We start from the raw sequence: 22,250 nt of genomic DNA, 5'->3' as shown, positions 1-22,250 counted from the left end.
AAAAACCCACTAGCTTGCTAGTGGGTTTTTTCTTGCCTGCGATTTTTTGTATCGCCCTTCTCGCTCGCCTAATTAGCTCCGGCGTTCTACCTCACCCTGCAAAGCCCGCCTATCAGCGAAGATCTACCGGCCCCGCCCAAAGTCTGCCCATGAATTTATCCTCATCCGGCCACTTGAGAAACGATTTCGTTTACCATTGTTTCCAAATATGTAGCCGTAAGCGAGGAAGTACCCGCATGACGATCCGCCCGCAACCGCTGATGCGTACCTTGGCCGCCGCCGTGCTGAGCCTGGTCATCGGCGCTCCGGCCGCCATGGCAGATGCACCGGTCACCCTGACCATGTACAACGGCCAGCACAAGGAAATCGGCGAAGCCATCGCCAAGGCCTACGAGGCCAAGACCGGTATCCACATCAATATCCGCAAGGGCAGCAGCAACCAGCTGGCCAGCCAGATCATCGAGGAAGGCGAACGCTCGCCGGCCGATATCATCTACACCGAAGAGTCTCCGCCCCTGAACAACCTGGGCGAGCTGGGCCTGCTGACCAAGATCGACGATGCCACGCTGAACATGCTTCCCAAGGAGTACGTTGGCGCCAACGGCACCTGGATGGGCGTCACGGCACGCACCCGCGTCGTCGTGTACAACCCGAAGAAGATCGACGAGAAAGACCTGCCAACCACTGTCATGGATTTTGCCGGCCCTGAATGGGACGGCCGCGTCGGCTATGTGCCTACCAGCGGCGCGTTCCAGGAGCAGGCTGTGGCCATCCTGAAGCTGCACGGGCGTGAAGCCACCGAAGAATGGTTGACGGGCCTGAAAGCCTTCGGCAAGACCTACACCAACAACATGGTCGCCCTGAAGGCCGTGGAAAAAGGCGAAGTCGCTGCGGTGCTGGTGAACAACTATTACTGGTACGCCCTGGAACGCGAGCGCGGCAAGCTCGATTCCAGGTTGTACTACCTGGCCGATGGCGATGCCGGCAACCTGGTAACCATCTCCGGTGCAGCAGCGGTCAAGGCCAGCAAGCACCCGAAGGAAGCCCAGGCCCTGCTCAACTGGATGGCTAGCGAAGAAGGCCAGCGCGTGATCACCCAGACCACCGCCGAGTACCCGCTGCACAAGGGCATGGTTTCCGACCGCGGCCTGAAACCGTTCGAAGAGCTGCGCCCGCCGAAGATTTCGCCTGCGGACCTGGGCAATGCCGAGGAAGCCATCGAGCTTGAACGCGAGGTCGGTCTGCTCTGATGACTGCCGCCCTGTCCGAGCCGGTGCCGGTACGCTTCGTACCGCGCCGCAAGCGCCCCTCCATCTGGGTGGTGCTGCCTGTGCTGTTCCTGGTGGCGATGAGCTTGCTGCCGCTGCTGTATGTCGCCACCAAAGCCTGGGAAGCCGGCTGGCGCGAGGCGTTGCACCTGCTGTGGCGGCCGTTTGTCTGGGGGTTGATGCGCAACACCCTGATGCTGATGGTCGGGGTAACGCTGGCCTGCCTGGTGGCCGGCCTGGCCCTGGCCTGGCTGCTGGAGCGCAGCAACCTGGCCGGCCGCCGGCTGTGGGGTGTGGTGCTGTGCCTGCCTTTTGCCGTGCCGTCGTTCGTCAGCAGCTTCACCTGGGTGTCGTTGAGCTCGGATTTCGAAGGCCTGGGCGGGGCGATCATGGTCATGGCCCTGTCCAAGTATCCGTTGGTATTCCTGCCGGTGGCCGCAACCCTGCGCAACCTTGACACCTCGCTGGAGGAGTCGGCGCGCACCTTGGGTTGCAGCCGCTGGGGCGTGTTCGTCAAGGTCACCCTGCCGCTGCTTTGGCCGTCGATGCTCGGCGGCGCACTGCTGATTGCCTTGCACATGCTGGTGGAGTTCGGCGCGCTGTCGATCCTCGGCCTGCAGACCTTCACTACGGCGATCTACCAGCAGTTCGAACTGGAGTTCAGCAATGCCAATGCGGCCATGCTGTCGGCAGTACTGCTGGCGCTGTGCCTGGTGATGCTGTGGCTGGAATTGCGCGTTCGCGGCAAGGCCCGCCACGTGCGCATCGGCCAGGGCGTGGCACGCCGCGCACAGCTGGTGCGGCTACGCGGCTGGGGCGTACTGGCGCAGCTGTTCTGTGTCGCCCTGGCGGTACTTGGCAGCGGCATTCCGCTGGCCATGCTCGGCTACTGGCTGAGCGTGGGCTCATCGGCGGCATTTCCGGTGGCAGCCATCTCCAAGGCGCTGGTCACCTCGCTGTCGGTTTCGCTTGGCGGCGCGGGCTTCTGCGTGCTGCTGGCGCTGCCGATCAGCTTCCTGGTGGTGCGCTACAAAGGGCGCCTGGCGATCTGGGCCGAACGCCTGCCGTACCTGCTGCACGCCCTGCCCGGCCTGGTGATCGCCCTGACCCTGGTGTTCTTCGCCCTGCACTATGTACCGGCGCTTTACCAGACCACGGCCTTGTTGTTGCTCGCCTACGCGCTGCTGTTCCTGCCACTGGCCCAGTCGCCTGTGCGTACTGCGCTGAACAAGGCTTCGCCGACACTGGAGGAAGCCGCACGCACCCTGGGCGCGAACAGCTTTGCCGCGTTCTGCCGGGTGACCTTGCCGATCATCTTCCCGGCCATGGCAGCGGCCTTTGCGCTGGTGTTTCTGGATGCCATGAAAGAATTGACCGCGACATTGCTGCTCAGCCCTACCGGCATGACCACCTTGGCCACCGAGGTTTGGGCACATACCGCCAACGTCGAGTTCGCGGCAGCAGCGCCTTATGCGGCACTGCTGATCGTGGTGTCAGGGTTGCCGGTCTACCTGCTGACTACGCGGATGTATCTGAACAAGGCGTAACCTGCTTCGCGGGCTTGCCCGCGAAGAGGCCGTCAGGCGATGTTACATGGCATGCGCCGCACGATAGGCCCGTGAGCCTTGCCGGCCGGCAGGATGTAGAGCCGGCCGCGTCAGGCTCTGAACTGGCCCAGGCTTGCCCGCAGTTGTGCCGCCAGGTCATCCAGCACCTTGCTGCTGGCCGTGGTCTGCATCACTACTTCGGCCGAACGCTCGGCCTGTGCATGGATGTTCTCCACTCGTCCCCGTACCGCCTGCGCACCATGGGCCTGCTGTTCGGCTGCCCGGGTCGCCAGGCCGATGGCCGCATGCACCTGCTCGACCGCCGCCTGCACCGACTGCTGGCGACGTTCGTTGTCACGCAGCACCAGCAGCCCCTCACTGGCCTTGAGCCCGGCCTGGCTGATTGTTGCCACTGCCTCCTTGGCACCTTTCTGCAAAGCGGCGATATGCGCCTGGATGTCACCGGTGGAGCTTTGCGTCTTGCTCGCCAGCGCCCGCACTTCGTCAGCCACAACAGCGAACCCGCGCCCGGTCTCACCCGCCCGGGCCGCCTCGATGGCTGCGTTGAGGGCCAACAGGTTGGTCTGTTCGGCAATACCGTGGATGACCGTCAGCACCACTTCAATCTGTTCACTCTGCTTGGCCAAGCGCTCGATTACCTGTGAGCCGGTTTCCACCTGCCCGGCCAGATTCTCGATCAAACCGGCCAGCTGGGTCGAAGTGCGGCTGTTTTCATCGGTAGCCTGACGAATATCCACAACCTGCTGCAGGGCCGCCTGCATCGCCTGGCTTTCGGCCTGGGCCTCATCAGCCATGCTTGACAGGTCGCGCAGGCTGGCCGCCACTTCATCGCGCTGCAGCGCGGCCGCGGCGTCGGCGCCGGCATTGCGCTGGGCCATCGCGCCAATTTCCACGCCGGTGCGCTGCGCCACCTCGCCCGCCTCGCGGACGATGGGCTGCAGTTTGTCGACGAAGCGGTTCACCGCTGAGGCCATGTCGCCGATCTCGTCGTGACTGTCGAGCGGCACGCGCTTGGTCAGGTCGCCTTCGCCGGCCGCCAGGTCGTCGAGGGCGGCAATCAGCAGGCGCAACTTGCTCAGCACCCGGCGACCAAGCACCACGGCCACCACCAGCAGAACGCCCAGCCCGACCAGTACCAGGCCCAGGCCGATACGCCAGCGCAGCTCGGCAGCGGCATCGCGCACGGTCTGGGCGGTGTTGGCCTGCATGGCAGCAGCACTGCCCTGCGCTTTCTGCAGACGCTCGCGCAGGGTCTTGCCACTCTCCGCAGCAGCACCGCCCAGGCTATCGCCGACCAGTTGCTCGCCACTGGCGATCAGGGCGGTGAAGCGCTGGTCGAGGGCCCTGAGCTCCTGATCGATGCCGGCCGTGGAAACGCCCATGATCACCTTGCCGATTTCCGCGCCATTGGGGCTGATCGAGGCTTCGACGAAGTACACCGCCGGGTCGCGTCGGGCGGCATCGATCACCTTGTCCAGCGCGCGCTCGCCCTGGCCTTTGTCCATCAACGCCTGGTTGATCGGGTTTTGCCGGTTCAGGTAGCGGGTCAGGTGCTGGCCTTGGGCATCGTCATATACCACGAACAACACGTTGGGATTGCGCTGGGCGCGCCGGGCAAAGTCCGAGAGCACCGGTACATCGTTGTCCCAGATCGCACGCGGGGCCACCGACGCCAACAGCTGGGCCATGTCGTTGGCGGAGTCCTTGAGGTTCTTTTCCAGGGTACCGCGCAGTTGCTGCTGTTCGCTTTGCAGGCGTGCCGACAACCCTGCGCTCAGGCGCTGGCGAGTGCTGCTGGACAGGCTGTCGAGCCCCGAGCGGACATCTTGCCCGGCTTGCTCCAGATCGCTGGCAAGTTCGCGGCTGTCGTTACCCAGGCGTTCGCCCAGTTCGGCTTCCAGTGACGTGACCGTGCTGCGGGTAAGCGCAACGGCTACCAGCACTTGCACCAAAAGGGCGATACCAAGGGCAACAAACACAGGCCGCAAAAGGCGGCTTCGTAACAGTGAGAGGATGGCAGACACGGTGAAACCCTCGTGTATTCTGGCGCCACTACTTTGATGGCATCTACAGAAACTTCTTACAGCAAGGGTTGTGCCGGTGGCAGCGGGGATAAGTGCCAAGGTTCAGCAGGTTGCCTGTAGCAGCCTCTTCGCCGGCAGCCCCGCTCGCATAGTTCGCACACAGGGCCTTTGCCACAAATGAAAACGCCGCGGCCCCTATCGGGACCACGGCGTCAGATCAGCCTGGGAGGCAGATCAGGCGAACGGATGGCGCAGCACGATGGTCTCGTTGCGGTCCGGGCCGGTGGAGATGATGTCGATCGGCGCACCGATCAGCGCTTCGATGCGCTTGATGTAGGCACGCGCATTGGCTGGCAGTTCTTCCAGGGTTTTCACGCCCAGGGTCGACTCGCTCCAGCCCGGCATCTCTTCGTACACCGGCTCCAGGCCGATGTAGCTGTCGGCATCGGAAGGCGCGTCGATGACGGCACCGTTCTCGTTCTTGTAGCCCACGCAGATGTTGATGGTTTCGAGGCCGTCCAGTACGTCCAGCTTGGTCAGGCAGATGCCCGAGATACTGTTGACGTCGATGGCGCGACGCAGGATGACGGCATCGAACCAGCCGCAACGGCGGGCACGGCCAGTGGTCGAACCGAACTCGTGGCCGCGCTTGGCCAGGGTAGCGCCAGTCTCGTCGAACAGTTCGGTCGGGAACGGACCGGAACCCACGCGAGTGGTGTAGGCCTTGGTGATACCGAGGATGTAGTCGAGGTACATCGGGCCAACGCCGGAACCGGTGGAGATACCGCCAGCGGTGGTGTTGGAGCTGGTGACGTACGGGTAGGTACCGTGGTCGATGTCCAGCAGCGAACCCTGGGCGCCTTCGAACATGATGTCCTTGCCGGCGCGACGCAGGTTGTGCAGCTCGGCAGTGACGTCGAGCATCATCGGCTTGAGCTGTTCGGCGTAGGCCATGCACTCGTCCAGGGTCTGCTGGAAGTCGATGGCCGGCTCTTTGTAATAGTTCACCAGCTGGAAGTTGTGGTAGTCCAGCAGCTCACCCAGCTTGGCGGCGAAACGCTCACGGTGGAACAGGTCGCCCACGCGCAGGCCGCGACGGGCGACCTTGTCTTCATAGGCTGGGCCGATACCACGGCCGGTGGTGCCGATCTTGGCTTCGCCACGGGCTTTTTCGCGGGCCTGGTCAAGGGCCACGTGGTACGACAGGATCAGCGGCGCAGCCGGGGAAATGCGAAGGCGCTCGCGCACCGGTACGCCTTTCTCTTCCAGCTTGGTGATTTCACGCATCAGCGCGTCCGGTGCAACGACCACGCCGTTGCCGATCAGGCACTGTACGCCTTCACGCAGGATGCCCGAGGGAATCAGGTGCAGAACGGTCTTCTCACCGTTGATCACCAGGGTGTGACCCGCGTTGTGGCCACCCTGGTAGCGCACTACGGCGGCAGCATGTTCGGTCAGCAGATCGACGATCTTGCCTTTGCCCTCATCACCCCACTGGGTGCCCAGGACGACGACATTCTTACCCATTACATTGGTCCTCATTCACGCAAACTTGGTTGTCGGCCTGTTGCCGACGCAGAAACTCACTGGGTCAGCGGCAGAACCTGCCAGCGCCCGTCTTGCTGAATCAATTGCCGATCACAATCCGCCTCGAGAGCAGCACTCAACGGCTGGCCAGGCAGGGCCTGAACCACACGCTGGCCCTCGTTGCGCAACTGGCAGACTTGCTGCCAGAGGGCCGCGTCGCCACTGTCCGGCATCCAGATGCCGCCAGCTGGCAATACGACCTCCGCTCGCCCCAGTGTGACCAGGGTCTTCAAATCCGTGGAGAAACCGGTGGCCGGGCGTGCCCGGCCAAAGTCGGCGCCGATGTCGTCGTAGCGCCCGCCCTGGGCGATCGATTGGCCTTCGCCAGGCACGAACACGGCGAATACCACGCCGGTGTGGTAGTGGTAACCGCGCAGTTCGCCGAGGTCGAAGTACAACGGCAGTTCGGGGAAGCGCGATGCCAGGCGATCGGCGATCGCCAGCAGGTCATCCAGCGCCGCCAGCACGCTGGCCGGGGCACGGCCCAGGCGCACGCGGGCCTCTGCCAGCACCTCACGACCACCGCACAGCTCGACCAGCGCGCGCAGCATGTTGCCCAGGTCCTTCGGCAGGTCGGCGGTCAACGCCTGGACCTCATCGACGGCCTTGCGCTGCAGGGCGTCGAAAAGTTGCTGCTCGACCGCACCAGACAGGCCGGCAGCGTGGGCCAGGCCACGGTAGATACCGACGTGGCCGAGGTCCATGTGCACGTCCGGCACATCAGTCAATTGCAACGTGGCGAGCATCAGGCTGATGACCTCGACATCGCTGGTTGGGCTGGCATCGCCGTACAACTCGGCACCCAGCTGGATCGGGCTGCGCGAGGTGGACAGGGCGCGCGGTTGGGCGTGCAGCACGCTGCCGGCATAGCACAGGCGGCTCGGGCCTTCACGGCGCAGGGTGTGGGCGTCGATGCGCGCCACCTGCGGGGTGAAGTCGGCGCGGAAGCCCATCAGGCGGCCGGACTGCGGGTCCACCACCTTGAAGGTGCGCTGATCCAGGTCCTGGCCGGCGCCGGTGAGCAGCGACTCCAGGTACTCGATATGCGGGGTGACGACCAGTTCGTAGCCCCAACTCTGGAACAGGTCCAACACCTGGCGGCGCGCGATTTCGATGCGCGCAGCCTCAGGTGGCAGTACTTCCTCGATGCCATCTGGCAGTAGCCAGCGGTCTACCGTTGCCATTACGCCATTTCCCCTCTGGTCCGGGTGGCTTGCCAGCAGGCGAGCCGTCAGTAAAGCCGGTATCGCGCACAGCAGCGGGCAGCACTGATCCCAGCGCAGCCACCGTACCCGATACCCTCGAATTGCCATGCGACCTGACCAAACCGTCAACTGGCGTTTGCCAATCAACCTTGCAGACGCAAAAAAGCCGGGAAATTTCCCGGCTGCCTCATCATACACCCCTTTTCAATCAGGATGCACCCCGCCAGGTGTTTTAGCTGCCAGGCGGGGTGCCGCTACATTGAAAATCAGGGCCTGAGCATCACGGCCTGCTCTTGTCCAGGAAACGGAAGAACTCGTTTTTCGGGTCCAGGACCAGCACGTCGCTCTTGCTCGAGAAGCTCTCGCGGTACGCCTGCAGGCTACGGTAGAACGCATAGAAATCGGCGTCCTGAGTGTAGGCCTTGGCGTAGATGGCGGCCGCCTGGGCATCGCCATCACCGCGGGTTTCTTCTGCTTCGCGATAAGCTTCGGCCAGCAGTACGCGGCGCTGACGGTCGGCATCGGCACGGATACCCTCAGCCAGCTCGTTACCCTTGGCGCGGTGCTCGCGGGCTTCACGCTCACGCTCGGTGCTCATGCGATCGAACACGCTGCGGTTGACTTCCTTCGGCAGGTCGATGGCCTTGACGCGCACGTCGACCACCTCGATACCCAGCTCCTTGGCGGCCATGCGGTTCAGCGATGCAGTGATGTCAGCCATCAGCGCATCACGTTCACCGGAAACCACCTCGTGCAGGGTGCGTTTACCGAACTGGTCACGCAAGCCGCTTTCCAGACGACGCGACAGACGCTCGTCGGCGATCTGTTTCATGCCGGAAGTGGCGGTGTAGAAGCGCTCGGCATCCTTGACGCGCCATTTGGCGTAGGCGTCGACCATCACCGCTTTCTTCTCCAGGGTCAGGAACCGCTGGGTCGGGGCGTCGAGGGTCATCAGGCGGGCGTCGAACTTGCGTACCTGGTTCACGTACGGAATCTTCACGTGCAGGCCCGGCTGGACATCCGCCTGGACCACCTTACCGAAGCGCAGCATTACCGCGCGCTCGGTCTGGGCCACGATATAGAAGCTGTTCCAGGCAACGATGGCCAGGACCACGGCGGCGATCAGGGCGATCAGCGATCGGTTGCTCATCAGCGGCTCTCCCTAGTGCGCAGCGGCTGCTGTTGCTGTTGCAGGTCCTGCGCCGCACGGGCGGCCGCATCGTTGACCGATGGTGACACGCTGGTGGTTGGCGCGGACGGGTTGCGGCTGCCTTCGACCATCTTGTCCAGCGGCAGGTAGAGCAGGTTGTTCTGCCCATCCTTGGTCGCCACCATGACCTTGCTCGAATTGCTGTAGACCTCCTGCATGGTTTCCAGGTACAGGCGCTGACGGGTCACGTCAGGTGCCTTGCGGTACTCGGCAACCAGCTTGCTGAAGCGGTCGGCCTCACCCTTGGCCCGGGCAATGACTTCGTCACGGTAACCGTTTGCATCCTCGATGATGCGCTGGGCCTGACCACGGGCTTCCGGCACCACGCCGTTGGCGTAGGACTCGGCCTGGTTGCGCGCGCGCTGCTCGTCTTCGCGCGCACGGATCACGTCGTCGAAGGCCTCCTGCACTTCACGCGGGGCTGCCGCGCTCTGCACGTTGACCTGGGTAACGGTGATACCCGTGCGGTAGTTGTCGAGGAAGCGCTGCAGGCGTTCGCGGATATCCACGGCCATCTGCTCGCGGCCTTCGGTCAGCACCTGGTCCATCGAGGTGGAGCCCACCACGTGGCGCAGGGCGCTTTCGGTCGCGTGCTGCAGGCTGACCTCGGGCTGGTCGACGTTAAGCACGAAGTCCTGCAGGTTGCTGATCTTGTACTGGACGGTCAGCGGCACCTCGACGATATTCTCGTCTTCGGTCAGCATCTGGCCCTGCTTGGTGTAGGCACGCTCGCGCGTGACGTTTTCCATGTACTTGCGATCGATCGGCGGGAAGTAGATGTTCAGGCCGGGACCGACCGTTTCATAGTACTTGCCGAAGCGCAGCACCACGGCCTGCTCCTGCTCGTCGACCACATACACGGCGCTGTACAGCCAGATTGCAGCCAGTACCGCCAGGCCGATACCCAGCAGGCCCAGGCCACCGCCCTTGCCGACATTGCGGTCGCCGCCGCCACGTTTCTTGCCACTGCCGAACATGCCGTTCAGGCTGTCCTGCAATTTGCGGAAGGCCTCGTCCAGATCCGGCGGACCTTTCTTGTCACCGCCGCCACCGCCACCACGGCGGCCGCCCCAGGGATCCTGATTGTTCGAGTTGCCACCCGGCTCGTTCCAAGCCATAGCGCTCTCCATCTGATAAAGCAAAGACGCGCCCACGGCGCGCCGTCCAATGCTACAGAATGCCTGTCACTGCTGCCCGGCGACCTCGACGAGCATTTATTGCAAAGTGTGTTGCTCGACAAACACTTGCGGCTCCATGCCTTCACGGCTGACCAGGCGATTCAGTTCCACCTTGGGCAGTCGCACGCTCAGCAGGCTGCGCCCTTCTTCATCATGCGCTTCACCCTGCACGGCACCCAGGGCAAAGAATTGCGCGCGCAAGCGGGCAAAACGCTGCTCCAGACACAGGGTACCGACAAACAGATCATCCCCCAGCAACTCGGCAATCGCCTGGCCGACCAGCTCCAGGCCACGCCCATCGCGTGCCGATACCCAGACCCGCTCTGGCTTGCCATCGGCATTGCGCTGGATCTGCGGCTCGACATCTTCGAGCAAGTCGAGTTTGTTATACACCTCGAGGATCGGCAACCCTTCGGCACCAATCTCGCCCAATACTGCCAGTACCTGCTCGATCTGCTCCATGCGCTCTGGCTCATGGGCGTCGATCACATGCAGCAACAGGTCGGAATTGCTCGACTCTTCGAGCGTAGCCCGAAATGCCTCGACCAGCTTGTGCGGAAGGTGGCGAATAAAACCCACGGTGTCTGCCAGCACGATCGGCCCCAGGTCGTTCAGCTCGAGCCGACGCAGGGTGGGGTCGAGGGTGGCGAACAGCTGGTCCGCGGCATACACCTCGGATGCAGTCAGAGCATTGAACAGCGTGGATTTGCCGGCGTTGGTATAACCCACCAGCGACACCGACGGGATATCCGCGCGCTTGCGCCCGCGACGTGCCTGCTCGCGCTGGCTGCGCACCTTCTCCAGGCGCGACTTGATCTGGCGGATGCGTACCCGCAACAGACGGCGGTCGGTTTCCAGCTGGGTTTCACCCGGGCCGCGCAGGCCGATACCACCCTTCTGCCGTTCAAGGTGGGTCCAACCGCGGACCAGCCGCGTGCTCATGTGCTCGAGCTGGGCCAGTTCGACCTGCAGCTTGCCTTCATGGGTACGCGCCCGCTGGGCGAAGATATCGAGGATCAGCCCGGTACGGTCGAGCACACGGCACTCGAACACGCGCTCGAGGTTGCGCTCCTGACTGGGCGTGAGGGTGTGATTGAAAATCACCAGGTCTACCTGTTCGGCATGGACCAGGTCGTGCAACTCTTCGACCTTGCCGCTGCCAATCAGGTATTTGGCGGAAGGCTGATGCCTCGACACCGTGACCAGCGAGACGATGTCGGCACCGGCCGACAATGCCAGTTCCTGAAACTCCTGCGGGTCTTCGCGCGCCTCAGGGTTCTGACCTTCCAAGTGAACGAGCAACGCCCGCTCACCACCACCGTGGCGCTCAAAGAACAATGCAGGCTCCTATCAGGCGTTGCCTGGCTCGCTGTCGCCGTGTTCGGAATCGGACGGGCTTGGCAGGCGAACCGGACGCGCAGGAACCACGGTCGAGATGGCGTGCTTGTAGACCATCTGGCTGACGGTGTTCTTCAGCAGTACTACGAACTGGTCGAAAGATTCGATCGAGCCCTGCAGCTTGATGCCGTTGACCAGGTAAATGGATACCGGGACCTTTTCTTTTCTCAAGGTGTTCAAGTAAGGGTCTTGTAGCGAATGCCCTTTTGACATATGCCGCACTCCTGTAAGGATCAATAATAGAAAATCAAGAAAATCGATAAATTAGGCCGCCCCTTCGCAAGAATAGACGGCAATCAGCAGGGACTCAGCTCAATATGGAGATGGCCCCGAGGTATTTCAAGGTGCGGGACAGATTGTCGCAGGCCAGGCTGTCAAGCCAGTGCACGTCAGGCCAGCCACGCAACCAGGTAAACTGCCGCTTGGCCAGCTGCCGGGTGGCAATGATACCGCGTTCACGCATCTCATTCTCAGCCAGCTTGCCATCGAGGTAGTCCCAGACTTGCCGATACCCCACTGCCCGTATAGACGGCAGCCCCGCGTGCAAGTCACTTCTGGCTCGCAGCGATCGGACCTCATCGACAAAGCCCTGTTCCAACATTTGCGAAAATCGTAACGCAATTCGCTGATGCAAAATGTGACGATCTGTAGGAGCAATCGCCAAACTCGCGACAGTATAGGGCAAATGTCCGCCAGCGCCTGCGTCTGCGTCGCGACTTTCCGCGAATTGACGCCGACGATGGACTGTCATGCTCTCGCCACTCACCCGATATACCTCCAGCGCCCGGATCAACCGTTGCGGGTCGTTGGGGTGGATGCGCGCCGCCGATTCCGGATCGACCTCGGCCAGTTGGCGGTGCAGCTCGGCCAGGCCCACAGCCTCGGCCTGGGCCTCCAGCTCGGCACGTATCGCAGCGTCGGCGGCCGGCATGTCGGCCAGCCCATCGATTAACGCCTTGTAATAGAGCATGGTGCCGCCCACCAACAAGGGGATCTTGCCGCGCCCGGTGATTTCGGCCATCGCCTCCAGGGCATCGGCACGGAACTGCGCTGCCGAATAGCTCTCGGCCGGATCGCGAATGTCGATCAGCCGGTGCGGGTGGGCGGCGAGGATTTCCTTCGAAGGCTTGGCCGAACCGATGTCCATGCCGCGGTAGACCAGTGCCGAGTCGACACTGATCAACTCGCAGGGCAGAACCTTGGTCAGTTCGATGGCCAGGTCGGTCTTGCCGGCTGCCGTTGGGCCCATCAGGAATATTGCAGGGGGCTTGCCGCTCATGTCATCGACCGCGCAGGAAGAGTTTGTCCAGGTCGTCCAGGCCCATCTGGGTCCAGGTGGGCCGGCCGTGGTTGCACTGGCCGCTGCGCTCGGTATTTTCCATGTCGCGCAGCAGTGCGTTCATCTCGGGGATCGCCAGGCGCCGGTTGGCGCGCACGGCGCCGTGGCAAGCCATGGTGCCGAGCAGCTCGTTCAGGTGCGCCTGGATACGGTCGCTGGTGCCGTATTCCATCAGGTCGGCGAGCACATCCTGCACCAGACGGTTGGCCTCGGCCTGCTTGAGCAAGGCCGGGATCTGGCGAATCGCCAGGGTTTCCGGACCCAGGCGCTGCAGTTCGAAGCCCAGACGCTGGAACCACTGCGCGTGCTCTTCGGCGCAATCGGCTTCGCGCTGGCTCAGGGCCAGTGTTTCGGGCACCAGCAGCGGCTGGCCACTGAGGCCTTCACTGGCCATGGCCACCTTCAGGCGCTCGTACATGATGCGTTCGTGGGCTGCGTGCATGTCGACCAGCACCAGGCCGATGGCGTTCTCGGCGAGAATGTAGATGCCCTTGAGCTGCGCCAGGGCGTAGCCCAGCGGGGGAATGTCGCCCTGGCTTTCGGGCAGCGTCGCCACCGGGACCACGCCTTCATCCAGCGGCTTGTAGAACTCGCGATACACCGCCTGCGCCTCGGCGGCCGGCAGCGGTTGCGCAGGGCGCGGGGTGTACTGGTACTGGTAACCCGCACCACTGCCGCCACCCGCATAAGAGTGCTGCGGGGCACGTGGCTGTTCGAGCACAGGCGAGGCCAGGCGCATTTCGCCCTGTGGGCCGAACTCGCCGGCCTGCGGCCCGGTGGGGCGGATGATTTCAGGCACGGCGGCAGGCGCAGCCAGCTGGTCTTCCGGGCGCACGTCGGCCAAGGCGCGATGCAGGGTGCCATAGAGGAAGTCGTGCACCGCGCGCCCCTCGCGGAAACGCACTTCATGCTTGGTCGGGTGCACGTTGACGTCGACGCCGTTGGGCTCCAGCTCCAGGAACAGCACGAAGGTCGGGTGTCGACCATTGAACAGCACGTCGCGGTAGGCCTGACGCACGGCGTGGGCGACCAGCTTGTCGCGCACTGCACGGCCATTGACGAAGAAATACTGCAGGTCGGCCTGGCTGCGCGAGAAAGTCGGCAGGCCGACCCAGCCCCACAGGCGCAGGCCGTTGCGCTCCACATCGATCGGCAGCGCCTGCTCCATGAAGCCTGGGCCGCAGATGGCGCCGACCCGCCGCGCACGTGCGGTTTCGTCGTGAGCCTCATGCAAGCTGAGGACGCTCTTGCCGTTGTGGCGCAGGTGGAAGCCGACATCGAAGCGCGCCAGTGCCAGGCGCCGGATGACTTCCTGCAGGTGGTCGAATTCGGTTTTTTCGGCCTTGAGGAACTTGCGCCGGGCCGGGGTGTTGAAGAACAGGTCGCGCACTTCCACCGACGTGCCTACCGGATGTGCCGCCGGCTGGACCCGCGGGGTCATGTCACGGCCTTCGGTTTCCACCTGCCAGGCCTCGGTCGCGCTGGCAGTACGTGAAGTGAGGGTCAGGCGCGCCACCGAGCTGATCGAGGCCAGGGCCTCGCCGCGGAAGCCCAGGCTCAACACCCCTTCGAGGTCTTCCAGCTCGCGGATCTTGCTGGTGGCGTGGCGGGCCAGGGCCAGCGGCAGGTCGTCGGCGGAAATGCCACTGCCATCGTCACGCACCCGCAGCAGCTTGACGCCACCCTGCTCCACTTCCACGTCGATGCGGCGGGCACCAGAGTCGAGGCTGTTTTCCAGCAGTTCCTTGGCGACCGAGGCCGGCCGCTCGACAACTTCGCCGGCGGCAATCTGGTTGGCCAGCCGCGGGCTGAGCAGCTGGATGCGCGAACCGCCACTCATTGCGAGGCCAATGTGGTGGCAGGAATATCGAGGCGCTGGCCAACCTTCAGCTCATCGGTCTTGAGGCTGTTGCTACTGCGCAGGCTGGTCACGCTGACCTGGTAGCGGACCGCGATCATCGCCAGGGTCTCGCCAGGGCGCACCGTGTGCTCCCGCGGGCCTGCGGCGATCTTGCCGGTGTCACGCAGCCAGGCGATGTAGGTGCCAGGCGGCGGGTTCTGCTGGAAGTACTGGCGCACACCGGTATGGATCGAACGGGCGAGGGCCTGCTGGTGGCTCGCAGTGGCGAGCTTGGCGGCTTCGTTGTTGTTCGAGATGAACCCGGTTTCAACGAGGATCGACGGAATATCCGGCGACTTCAGCACCATGAAGCCAGCCTGCTCCACGCGCTGCTTGTGCAGCGAGGTGATACGCCCCATGTTGCCCAGCACCTTCTGCCCGACGTTGAGGCTGGAGCTGAGCGTGGCGGTCATGGACAGGTCGAGCAGTACCCCGGCGAGCATGCGGTCCTTGTCGTCGAGGCTGACGTTACCGGCGCCACCGATCAGGTCGGATCGGTTTTCCGTATCGGCCAGCCAGCGCGCGGTCTCGGAGGTGGCGCCGCGGTCGGACAGGGCGAATACCGAGGCGCCAAAGGCGGCACGCGACGGCGCAGCATCGGCATGGATCGAGATGAACAGGTCGGCGCCCTTCTTGCGGGCAATTTCCGTACGCTTGCGCAGCGGGATGAAATAGTCGCCGGTGCGGGTCAACTCGGCACGGAAGCCTTTTTCAGTGTTGATCTGGCGCTGCAGCTCCTTGGCGATCTGCAGCACGATGTCCTTCTCATGCTGGCCACGCGAGCCGGAGGCGCCAGGGTCTTCGCCACCGTGACCGGCGTCGATGGCCACCACGATGTCGCGCTTGCCGTTGGGTACCGGTGGCAGCTTGATCGCGGGTTGGGCCGGAGTGACAGGCACGGCCGGCGTGGTTGCCGGCGCCTGTACCGGGGCCGGTGGCGCGCTTGGCGCACTGGCGGCAATGGCGTCGGCTTCCTGGTCGTACAGGTCGACCACCAGGCGGTTGCCGTACTGGGCATTGGGCGCCAGGGTGAAGCTCTTCGGGGTGACCGACTTTTTCAGGTCGACCACCACACGCAGGTCGGTCGGGGTGCGCTGGGCCGAACGCACGCTGCTGATCGGTGTGTTGGAGGTGGCCACGTTCAACGGCGCGGCCAGGGTCGCGCCATTGATGTCGATAACCAGGCGATCCGGTGCGCTCAGGGTGAAGACGCTATGCTGCACGGGGCCAGACAGGTCGAAGACCAGCCGCGTGTTGTCTGGCGCGCGCCACAGGCGCATGCTCTTGACTTGAGTGACGGCCAGAGCGTCAACGGTCACCGTTGTCAGCAGCAGCCCAACGATGGCGACCAGTGCGCGTATGCGCATACCTACCCCACTTACTGTTTATGATGTTCAGCCAGTGCCACGCACCAGGCCTCGCCGCGAGCCCCCTGCGGCGAAAGTTTCAGCGAGCGTCCGCCCGCTTGGGGGCTTATGGTAATGGTCAGGTCAGGCTTTGGCAAAACGCCCGCACCCTTTTGTGGCCACTCGAACAGGCACAGCGGGTCGCCCTCGAAATAGTCACGAATCCCCATGAACTCCAGCTCTTCCGGATCGACCAGGCGGTACAGGTCGAAGTGGAACGCCCGGATCTCACCGATCTCGTAGGGTTCGACCACGGTGAAGGTCGGGCTTTTCACTGCACCAGTATGGCCCAGGCCACGGATCAGGCCACGCGACAGCGTGGTTTTGCCGGCTCCCAGGTCACCTTCCAGAAAGATCACGCCGTGACCGCCGGTCACCTCGGCCAGTTGTGCGCCGAAGGCGACCGTGGCCGCTTCATCGGCCAGAAACAGGTTTAAGCCAGACACGCAGAATGCTCCTCCAACAACTCACGAATGACCGGTGCCAGATCGCTGGCGGCCAGGCCTCTACCTTTGCTTCCCAGGCGCTCGCCCGCACAGGCGTGCAGCCATACCCCCAGCCCCGCGGCCTGCCAGGCATCCAGGCCTTGGGCCAACAGCGCCGCCAGCACGCCCGTCAGCACATCGCCCAGCCCGGCACCGGCCATCGCCGGGTGCCCACGCTCACACAGCAGCAGCTGGCCGGCCGGGTCGGCGACCAGCGTGCCAGCTCCCTTGAGCACGCAAACACTGTTGTAACGGCGCGCCAGCTTGCGCGCGGCGCCATGACGGTCGGCCTGCACCGCCTCGGTGGAAATCCCCAGCAGCCGCGCCGCCTCGCCCGGGTGCGGGGTGAGAACGCTGCCACTGGGCAGGGCCAGCGGGGTGCGCGCCAGCAGGTTCAGGGCATCGGCATCCCACACCTGCGGACGCTCGGCATTGGCCACCGCCGACAGCAGGCTACGGCCCCAGGCGGCCTGACCCAGGCCGGGGCCGACCACCAGCACCGAAGCACGCTCCAGCACCGTCATCAACTGATTGGCCGATTCGACTCCCAGGCACATCGTCTCCGGCATGCGGGTGAGGCCGGCAGCAACATGTTCAGGGCGGGTCGCCACGCTGACCAGCCCGGCTCCACAGCGCAGCGCGGCTTCGGCGCTGAGCAACACGGCGCCACCGGTGCCGAGGTCGCCACCGACCACCAGCACATGGCCGAAGTCGCCTTTGTGAGCCTGCGCCTGTCGCCCCGGCAGGCGGGCGACACTCACGCTGCTGAGCAGTTGCGGGGCATGGCTGGGGTGTTTGGTCTGCGGCATGCGGTCAAAGGCTCCAATGTCTGGCAGAATTATACGCACCTGAGCCCGTAATGCCTTGTCCATCCATGTCCGCTTGTACGCCTGACCTCGCCCAACTGGCCCAATCCATCAAGATTTGGGGCCAAGATCTCGGTTTTGCCCACGTTGGCATCGCCGGGGTCGACCTTGGCGAACACGAACACCACCTGCAACGCTGGCTCGATGCCGGCTACCAGGGCGAGATGGAGTACCTGGGTGCCCACGGCAGCAAGCGGGCGCACCCGGAGCAACTGATCCCCGGCACGGTGCGCGTGGTATCGCTGCGCATGGATTACCTGCCCGGCGACACGCAGATGGCGCAGCGCCTGGCGCAGCCGGAAAAGGCCTATGTGTCGCGCTATGCACTGGGGCGGGACTACCACAAACTGGTGCGCAAGCGCGTGCAGTTCCTCGCTGACCGTATTCAGGAGGCCATCGGCCCGTTCGGCTACCGCGCCTTCGTCGACAGCGCCCCCGTGCTGGAAAAGGCCCTGGCCGAGCAGGCCGGGCTGGGTTGGATCGGCAAGAACACGCTGTTGCTCAACCGCAAGGCGGGCAGCTACTTCTTCCTCGCCGAACTGTTCGTCGACCTGCCGCTGCCGGTGGACGAAGCTACCAGCAGCGAGCATTGCGGGCGCTGCCAGGCGTGCCTGGACATTTGCCCGACCCAGGCATTCGTCGGGCCCTATGTGCTGGATGCGCGACGTTGCATCTCGTACCTGACCATCGAGCTGAGGGGGCCGATTCCCGTCGAGTTGCGCGCCAAGATGGGTAACCGGGTGTTCGGTTGCGATGATTGCCAGATCGTCTGCCCGTGGAACCGCTTTGCCAGGCCCAGCCAGGAGCAGGACTTCCAGCCACGCCACGGCCTGGAAAATGCCGAACTGGCCGAAATGTTCCTGTGGGATGAAAGGACGTTCCTGCGCAAGACCGAGGGCGGGCCGTTGCGCCGGGCCGGGTATGAGCGCTGGTTGCGCAACCTCGCAGTGGGGCTTGGCAACGCGCCATCGACGATTCCGGTGATCGAGGCATTGAAGGCGCGGCGCGAGGATGCCTCGGCACTGGTGCGCGAACACGTGGAGTGGGCGTTGGCGCAGCACGGCATTCGATAGTTAGAGGTTTGCATCCACCTTGAACTGCGCCAACCTGCAGGAGCGGCTTCAGCCGCGATCACCGACACAGCCGGTGCCATCCACCGCCTCCCCTGTTTCGCGAAGTGATCCGTTCCTACACGGACCGCTTCAGCCTCACTGCTGGTCGTTGTAGTGGAACTTGGGCATTTCCCAGTGGAAACGGATCGCCAACAGGCGCAACAGGAAGCCGCCAAACAACGTGAGCAGCATCGCCTGCTCCGCCGGCACCTTGAAGTAGACGCAGCCCAGGTAGAACCAGGCCGCTGCAAACGACACGCTGGCATACAACTCGCGACGGAACACCAAGGGAATGTCATTGCAGAAGATGTCCCGCAGGATCCCGCCAAACACTCCGGTAATCACCCCACTGAGCGAAGCCACCAGCATGCCCTGCCCCATTTCCAGCGCAGTCATGCAGCCAATCAGGGTAAAGGCCACCAGCCCCAGGGCATCGAGCACCAGGAACAGCGAGCGCAGGCGGCGCATCATCGGCGCGATGAAAATGGTCAGCAGCGCTGCACAGCTGGTCAGCACCAGGTATTCCGGGTGCTTTACCCAAGTCAGCGGGTAATGTCCGAGCAGCACGTCGCGCACCGAGCCGCCCCCCAGGGCGGTGACGCAGGCGATCAGCACCACGCCGAACCAGTCCATGCCGCGGCGGCCGGCAGACAACGCGCCGGTCATGGCTTCGGCGGTGATGGCGATGAGGTAGAGCATCAACAGCATGGTGCGGGGTCCGTGCGGGCGGGCAAGAAAGGCGCGCAGTCTAACCAGTTGCACATGGCACCAAAAGGGGGCACAGATACAATATCTGCGCCTTTTCGATTCACACCTTGATGAAGTGTTCGCGGTAGTGGCGCAGCTCGGCGATCGATTCGCGGATGTCGTCCAGCGCCAGGTGAGTGTTACCCTTCCTGAAGCTGTCACGCACATCAGGTGCCCAGCGTGCTGCCAGCTCCTTCAAGGTGGAGACATCCAGGTTGCGATAGTGGAAGTAGTTTTCCAGGTCGCGCATGTGGCGGTAGAGGAAACGGCGGTCCTGGCAGATGCTGTTGCCGCAGATCGGCGACTTGCCTTTCGGCACCCACTGCTCGAGGAAAGCAATGGTCTGCGCCTCGGCTTCGGCCATGCCGACCTTGCTCTCGCGCACGCGCTGGGTCAGGCCCGAAGCGCCATGGGTGCGGGTGTTCCACTCGTCCATGCGCGCCAACACCTCGTCACTGTGGTGGATGGCAATCACCGGCCCTTCGGCCAAGGTGTTCAGCTCGCTGTCGGTGACGATGGTGGCCATTTCGATAATGACGTCGCTGTCCGGATCCAGGCCGGTCATTTCCAGGTCGATCCAGATCAGGTTCTGTGGGTTTTGCATGCAGGGGGCTCCTCCTATAGGCGTTCATAGTAGCGCAGTGGCCAGGGCACGCCCATTCACACCATGCAGGTAAGCGAAATGGTCCGGCGCCTGGCATGCTAAACTGCCTGCCGTTTTCAACCTGCCCCACCACCCACGGAACCTCCATGGCCAAACGCCAGCTCAACCGCCGCCAAAACTGGCGCATCGAAAAAATCCAGAACGAGCGCGCCGCGCGTGCGGCCAAACGTGAGCAGCATGTGCTGCAGGAGCTGGAGGGTGGCGACTTGGGGCCGGAGCAACTGGGCCTGGTGATCGCACACTTCGGTGTGCAGGTAGAAGTGGAAGCCCAGGACGGCGAAGCCGCGGGCCAGGTGTTCCGCTGCCACTTGCGCGCCAACCTGCCGGCCCTGGTCACCGGCGACCGCGTGGTCTGGCGCGCGGGCAACCAGGGCATCGGCGTGATCGTCGCGCAGATGCCGCGCAGCACCGAGCTGTGCCGGCCGAACAACCATGGCCAGCTGAAGCCGGTGGCGGCCAACGTCGACCTGATCGTGATCGTCTTCGCCCCGGCCCCCGAACCGCACCCCAACCTGATCGACCGTTACCTGGTCGCGGCGGAACACGCCGGCATTCGCCCACTGCTGCTGCTGAACAAGGCCGACCTGATCGATGACCAGAACGGCCCGGGCCTGCATGCACTGCTTGAGGTGTACCGCGAGCTGGGCTACCCGCTGCTGGAAGTATCGGCACACCACGGTGACGGCATGCAACGCCTGCAGCAGATGCTCGATGGCCACATCAGCGTGTTCGTCGGCCAGTCGGGGGTGGGCAAGTCGTCGCTGGTCAACAGCCTGCTGCCGGATGCCGGCACCCGCGTCGGCGACCTGTCGGAATGGTCTGGCCAGGGCACCCACACCACCACCACTGCGCGGCTGTACCACTTCCCTAATGGCGGTGACCTGATCGACTCGCCGGGCATCCGCGAATTCGGCCTTGGCCACGTCAGCCGCAGCGATGTGGAGGATGGCTTCATCGAGTTCCGCGACCTGTTCGGCACCTGCCGCTTCCGCGATTGCAAGCATGATCGCGAACCGGGCTGTGCGCTGCTCAAGGCGCTGGATGAGGGGCGCATCAAGCCGCAGCGCATGAGCAGCTACCGCTCGATCATCGCCAGCCTGCCGGAAGACGCCTACTGACCTGCCCGCTCCCGCAGGTACTACACAAGGCTCAAGGGCCACGCCAATCCTGTGGGAGCAGGCACCGCGGTGCTTGGCACGGGCTTCGCCCGTGTTCGCGGGCAAGCCCGCTCCCACAGGTTCCGCGCTTGCTTCAGCTACAGCGCGATCCTGTAGGGTTTACTGCTCCTTGGTCTCATCCATCTTCAACGTCCCCTCTTCGAAGATGTTCAGCTTCTGGCGCAGTTCACGCGGCTGCATGGGGGCCTGCTCGGTCCCCCCTGGCACAGCCGGTGCCGCAGCGGCCGGGCGTGTAGGCTCGGCAGCCGGTGCTTCTGGCGCGCCCTGCTCACCCTCGATGTTGCGCTGGGCCTTCTTGGTCAGCACGATGATGTCGATGCGGCGGTTGACCGGGTTGAACGGGTTGTTGCGGTCGAACAGCGACGACGAGGCATACCCCACCACGCGCGCCACCTGGCCATCCGGATAGCCACCGGCCACCAGCGCACGACGCGCGGCGTTGGCGCGGTTGGCCGACAGCTCCCAGTTGCCGAACTCACCGCTGCCCGCATACGGCTTGGCATCGGTGTGGCCACTGATGCTGATCTTGTTCGGCACCGCCTTGATGGTGTCAGCCATGGCCAGCAGGATGTCTTCGAAGTAAGGCTGCAGGCGCGCACTGCCGATGTCGAACATGGGCCGGTTCTCCGCATCCATGATCTGGATGCGCAGGCCGTCCTGGGTGATCTCGAACAGGATCTGGTCCTTGAACTTCTGCAGTTGCGGGTTTTCCTCAACCTTGTTCTGCAGCTCTTGCAGCAACAGCTCCAGACGCTCGCGCTCGACCTGCTCGGCCATCGTTTCCACCTGATCCTTGTCCAGCTGGATGCTGGTATCAGGCGTCGGCTCCGACTTGGCCTCGGGGTTGATGGTCTTTTCCGGGGCCAGCTGCGGTGAGCCACCGAGGTCGATGATGTACGGCGTACCGCTTTCCGAGAAGCCGATCGGGTCCTTGAAGTAGCCGGCAATGGCGATCTTCTGCTCCGGCGTGGCCGTGGACAACAACCACAGCACCAGGAAGAACGCCATCATCGCCGTGGCGAAGTCGGCGAAGGCAATTTTCCACGCGCCGCCGTGATGGCCGCCGCCATAGCGCTTGACGCGCTTGACGATGATGGGCTGATTGTTCTCCATGA

Annotated in this window: 19 protein-coding genes and 1 pseudogene; 4 read left to right on the top strand and 16 right to left on the bottom strand. The window is 64.0% G+C overall.

What is annotated here, in order from left to right:
* Positions 1–236 precede the first annotated feature (236 nt).
* Entirely contained in the window at positions 237–1,250 is a 1,014-nt protein-coding gene (locus tag ACVWZT_RS11545; RefSeq protein WP_457469411.1) for an extracellular solute-binding protein, read from the top strand.
* On the top strand, positions 1,250–2,815 hold the full coding sequence (locus ACVWZT_RS11540; RefSeq protein ID WP_457469409.1) for an ABC transporter permease: 1,566 nt from the start codon (positions 1,250–1,252) through the stop codon (positions 2,813–2,815). The genes ACVWZT_RS11545 and ACVWZT_RS11540 overlap by 1 nt, the downstream gene beginning before the upstream one ends.
* A gap of 110 nt (positions 2,816–2,925) precedes the next feature.
* On the opposite strand, the gene ACVWZT_RS11535 is transcribed toward ACVWZT_RS11540, so the two are convergent.
* The 13 genes and pseudogenes from ACVWZT_RS11535 to ACVWZT_RS11475 form a co-directional block, all read right to left on the bottom strand.
* On the bottom strand, positions 2,926–3,630 hold the full coding sequence (locus tag ACVWZT_RS11535; RefSeq protein ID WP_414707208.1) for a methyl-accepting chemotaxis protein: 705 nt from the start codon (positions 3,628–3,630) through the stop codon (positions 2,926–2,928).
* A gap of 201 nt (positions 3,631–3,831) precedes the next feature.
* A pseudogene (locus ACVWZT_RS11530) lies at positions 3,832–4,044 on the bottom strand (methyl-accepting chemotaxis protein); the annotation flags it as partial.
* Positions 4,045–5,094: 1,050 nt separating this feature from the next.
* Positions 5,095–6,387, bottom strand: a complete 1,293-nt coding sequence (locus tag ACVWZT_RS11525; RefSeq protein ID WP_063911922.1) for an adenylosuccinate synthase — start codon at positions 6,385–6,387, stop codon at positions 5,095–5,097.
* 56 nt (positions 6,388–6,443) lie between these two features.
* On the bottom strand, positions 6,444–7,631 hold the full coding sequence (locus ACVWZT_RS11520; RefSeq protein WP_296233904.1) for an ATP phosphoribosyltransferase regulatory subunit: 1,188 nt from the start codon (positions 7,629–7,631) through the stop codon (positions 6,444–6,446).
* 301 nt (positions 7,632–7,932) lie between these two features.
* Positions 7,933–8,802 carry a protease modulator HflC gene (gene hflC / locus ACVWZT_RS11515; protein WP_296233903.1) on the bottom strand — a complete coding sequence of 290 codons (870 nt, stop codon included), beginning with the start codon at positions 8,800–8,802 and terminating at the stop codon, positions 7,933–7,935.
* On the bottom strand, positions 8,802–9,980 hold the full coding sequence (gene hflK / locus ACVWZT_RS11510; RefSeq protein ID WP_457469405.1) for an FtsH protease activity modulator HflK: 1,179 nt from the start codon (positions 9,978–9,980) through the stop codon (positions 8,802–8,804). The genes hflC and hflK overlap by 1 nt, the downstream gene beginning before the upstream one ends.
* A gap of 96 nt (positions 9,981–10,076) precedes the next feature.
* Positions 10,077–11,378 carry a ribosome rescue GTPase HflX gene (hflX, locus tag ACVWZT_RS11505; protein ID WP_457469404.1) on the bottom strand — a complete coding sequence of 434 codons (1,302 nt, stop codon included), beginning with the start codon at positions 11,376–11,378 and terminating at the stop codon, positions 10,077–10,079.
* A gap of 12 nt (positions 11,379–11,390) precedes the next feature.
* Positions 11,391–11,651: an RNA chaperone Hfq gene (hfq, locus tag ACVWZT_RS11500; RefSeq protein ID WP_003258160.1), complete on the bottom strand. Its 261-nt coding sequence runs from the start codon at positions 11,649–11,651 to the stop codon at positions 11,391–11,393.
* Between the two features lie 94 nt (positions 11,652–11,745).
* Entirely contained in the window at positions 11,746–12,717 is a 972-nt protein-coding gene (miaA, locus tag ACVWZT_RS11495) for a tRNA (adenosine(37)-N6)-dimethylallyltransferase MiaA (RefSeq protein ID WP_457469402.1), read from the bottom strand.
* Between the two features lies 1 nt (position 12,718).
* Positions 12,719–14,617 (bottom strand): DNA mismatch repair endonuclease MutL, encoded by a 1,899-nt coding sequence (gene mutL / locus ACVWZT_RS11490; RefSeq protein WP_457469401.1) that lies wholly within the window; start codon positions 14,615–14,617, stop codon positions 12,719–12,721.
* On the bottom strand, positions 14,614–16,044 hold the full coding sequence (locus tag ACVWZT_RS11485; RefSeq protein ID WP_457469399.1) for an N-acetylmuramoyl-L-alanine amidase: 1,431 nt from the start codon (positions 16,042–16,044) through the stop codon (positions 14,614–14,616). Before ACVWZT_RS11485 ends, mutL begins: the two co-directional genes overlap by 4 nt.
* A gap of 11 nt (positions 16,045–16,055) precedes the next feature.
* On the bottom strand, positions 16,056–16,514 hold the full coding sequence (gene tsaE, locus ACVWZT_RS11480; protein ID WP_414707207.1) for a tRNA (adenosine(37)-N6)-threonylcarbamoyltransferase complex ATPase subunit type 1 TsaE: 459 nt from the start codon (positions 16,512–16,514) through the stop codon (positions 16,056–16,058).
* A gap of 2 nt (positions 16,515–16,516) precedes the next feature.
* On the bottom strand, positions 16,517–17,377 hold the full coding sequence (locus tag ACVWZT_RS11475; protein ID WP_457469397.1) for an NAD(P)H-hydrate dehydratase: 861 nt from the start codon (positions 17,375–17,377) through the stop codon (positions 16,517–16,519).
* Positions 17,378–17,442: 65 nt separating this feature from the next.
* On the opposite strand from ACVWZT_RS11475, the gene queG reads away from it, so the two are divergent.
* Positions 17,443–18,507: a tRNA epoxyqueuosine(34) reductase QueG gene (queG, locus tag ACVWZT_RS11470; protein ID WP_457472061.1), complete on the top strand. Its 1,065-nt coding sequence runs from the start codon at positions 17,443–17,445 to the stop codon at positions 18,505–18,507.
* Positions 18,508–18,642: 135 nt separating this feature from the next.
* Here the strand turns inward: queG and ACVWZT_RS11465 are convergent, their stop codons facing one another.
* Both ACVWZT_RS11465 and orn read right to left on the bottom strand, forming a co-directional pair.
* Positions 18,643–19,254: a trimeric intracellular cation channel family protein gene (locus ACVWZT_RS11465; protein ID WP_170033022.1), complete on the bottom strand. Its 612-nt coding sequence runs from the start codon at positions 19,252–19,254 to the stop codon at positions 18,643–18,645.
* Between the two features lie 100 nt (positions 19,255–19,354).
* On the bottom strand, positions 19,355–19,897 hold the full coding sequence (gene orn, locus ACVWZT_RS11460; RefSeq protein WP_296233868.1) for an oligoribonuclease: 543 nt from the start codon (positions 19,895–19,897) through the stop codon (positions 19,355–19,357).
* Between the two features lie 146 nt (positions 19,898–20,043).
* Here orn and rsgA point away from each other — a divergent pair, with 146 nt between their 5' ends.
* Positions 20,044–21,075 (top strand): small ribosomal subunit biogenesis GTPase RsgA, encoded by a 1,032-nt coding sequence (gene rsgA / locus ACVWZT_RS11455; protein WP_296233866.1) that lies wholly within the window; start codon positions 20,044–20,046, stop codon positions 21,073–21,075.
* Between the two features lie 159 nt (positions 21,076–21,234).
* Here the strand turns inward: rsgA and motB are convergent, their stop codons facing one another.
* A complete protein-coding gene (gene motB / locus ACVWZT_RS11450; protein ID WP_457469396.1) occupies positions 21,235–22,248 on the bottom strand; it encodes a flagellar motor protein MotB in 1,014 nt (337 codons plus the stop codon).
* Positions 22,249–22,250: the final 2 nt, after the last annotated feature.

The organism is Pseudomonas sp. TE21394 (genome assembly GCF_054057835.1).
This window is presented reverse-complemented; position numbering and strand designations above follow the sequence as displayed.

Excerpts from the sequence above, each read along its gene's own strand:
- ACVWZT_RS11545 (WP_457469411.1), top strand. The coding sequence starts at position 237 with ATGACGATCCGCCCGCAACCGCTGATGCGTACCTTGGCCGCCGCCGTG.
- ACVWZT_RS11540 (WP_457469409.1), top strand. The coding sequence starts at position 1,250 with ATGACTGCCGCCCTGTCCGAGCCGGTGCCGGTACGCTTCGTACCGCGC.
- ACVWZT_RS11535 (WP_414707208.1), bottom strand. The coding sequence starts at position 3,630 with ATGGCTGATGAGGCCCAGGCCGAAAGCCAGGCGATGCAGGCGGCCCTG.
- ACVWZT_RS11525 (WP_063911922.1), bottom strand. The coding sequence starts at position 6,387 with ATGGGTAAGAATGTCGTCGTCCTGGGCACCCAGTGGGGTGATGAGGGC.
- ACVWZT_RS11520 (WP_296233904.1), bottom strand. The coding sequence starts at position 7,631 with ATGGCAACGGTAGACCGCTGGCTACTGCCAGATGGCATCGAGGAAGTA.
- hflC (WP_296233903.1), bottom strand. The coding sequence starts at position 8,802 with ATGAGCAACCGATCGCTGATCGCCCTGATCGCCGCCGTGGTCCTGGCC.
- hflK (WP_457469405.1), bottom strand. The coding sequence starts at position 9,980 with ATGGCTTGGAACGAGCCGGGTGGCAACTCGAACAATCAGGATCCCTGG.
- hfq (WP_003258160.1), bottom strand. The coding sequence starts at position 11,651 with ATGTCAAAAGGGCATTCGCTACAAGACCCTTACTTGAACACCTTGAGA.
- miaA (WP_457469402.1), bottom strand. The coding sequence starts at position 12,717 with ATGAGCGGCAAGCCCCCTGCAATATTCCTGATGGGCCCAACGGCAGCC.
- mutL (WP_457469401.1), bottom strand. The coding sequence starts at position 14,617 with ATGAGTGGCGGTTCGCGCATCCAGCTGCTCAGCCCGCGGCTGGCCAAC.
- ACVWZT_RS11485 (WP_457469399.1), bottom strand. The coding sequence starts at position 16,044 with ATGCGCATACGCGCACTGGTCGCCATCGTTGGGCTGCTGCTGACAACG.
- ACVWZT_RS11475 (WP_457469397.1), bottom strand. The coding sequence starts at position 17,377 with ATGCCGCAGACCAAACACCCCAGCCATGCCCCGCAACTGCTCAGCAGC.
- queG (WP_457472061.1), top strand. The coding sequence starts at position 17,443 with ATGTCCGCTTGTACGCCTGACCTCGCCCAACTGGCCCAATCCATCAAG.
- ACVWZT_RS11465 (WP_170033022.1), bottom strand. The coding sequence starts at position 19,254 with ATGCTGTTGATGCTCTACCTCATCGCCATCACCGCCGAAGCCATGACC.
- orn (WP_296233868.1), bottom strand. The coding sequence starts at position 19,897 with ATGCAAAACCCACAGAACCTGATCTGGATCGACCTGGAAATGACCGGC.
- rsgA (WP_296233866.1), top strand. The coding sequence starts at position 20,044 with ATGGCCAAACGCCAGCTCAACCGCCGCCAAAACTGGCGCATCGAAAAA.
- motB (WP_457469396.1), bottom strand. The coding sequence starts at position 22,248 with ATGGAGAACAATCAGCCCATCATCGTCAAGCGCGTCAAGCGCTATGGC.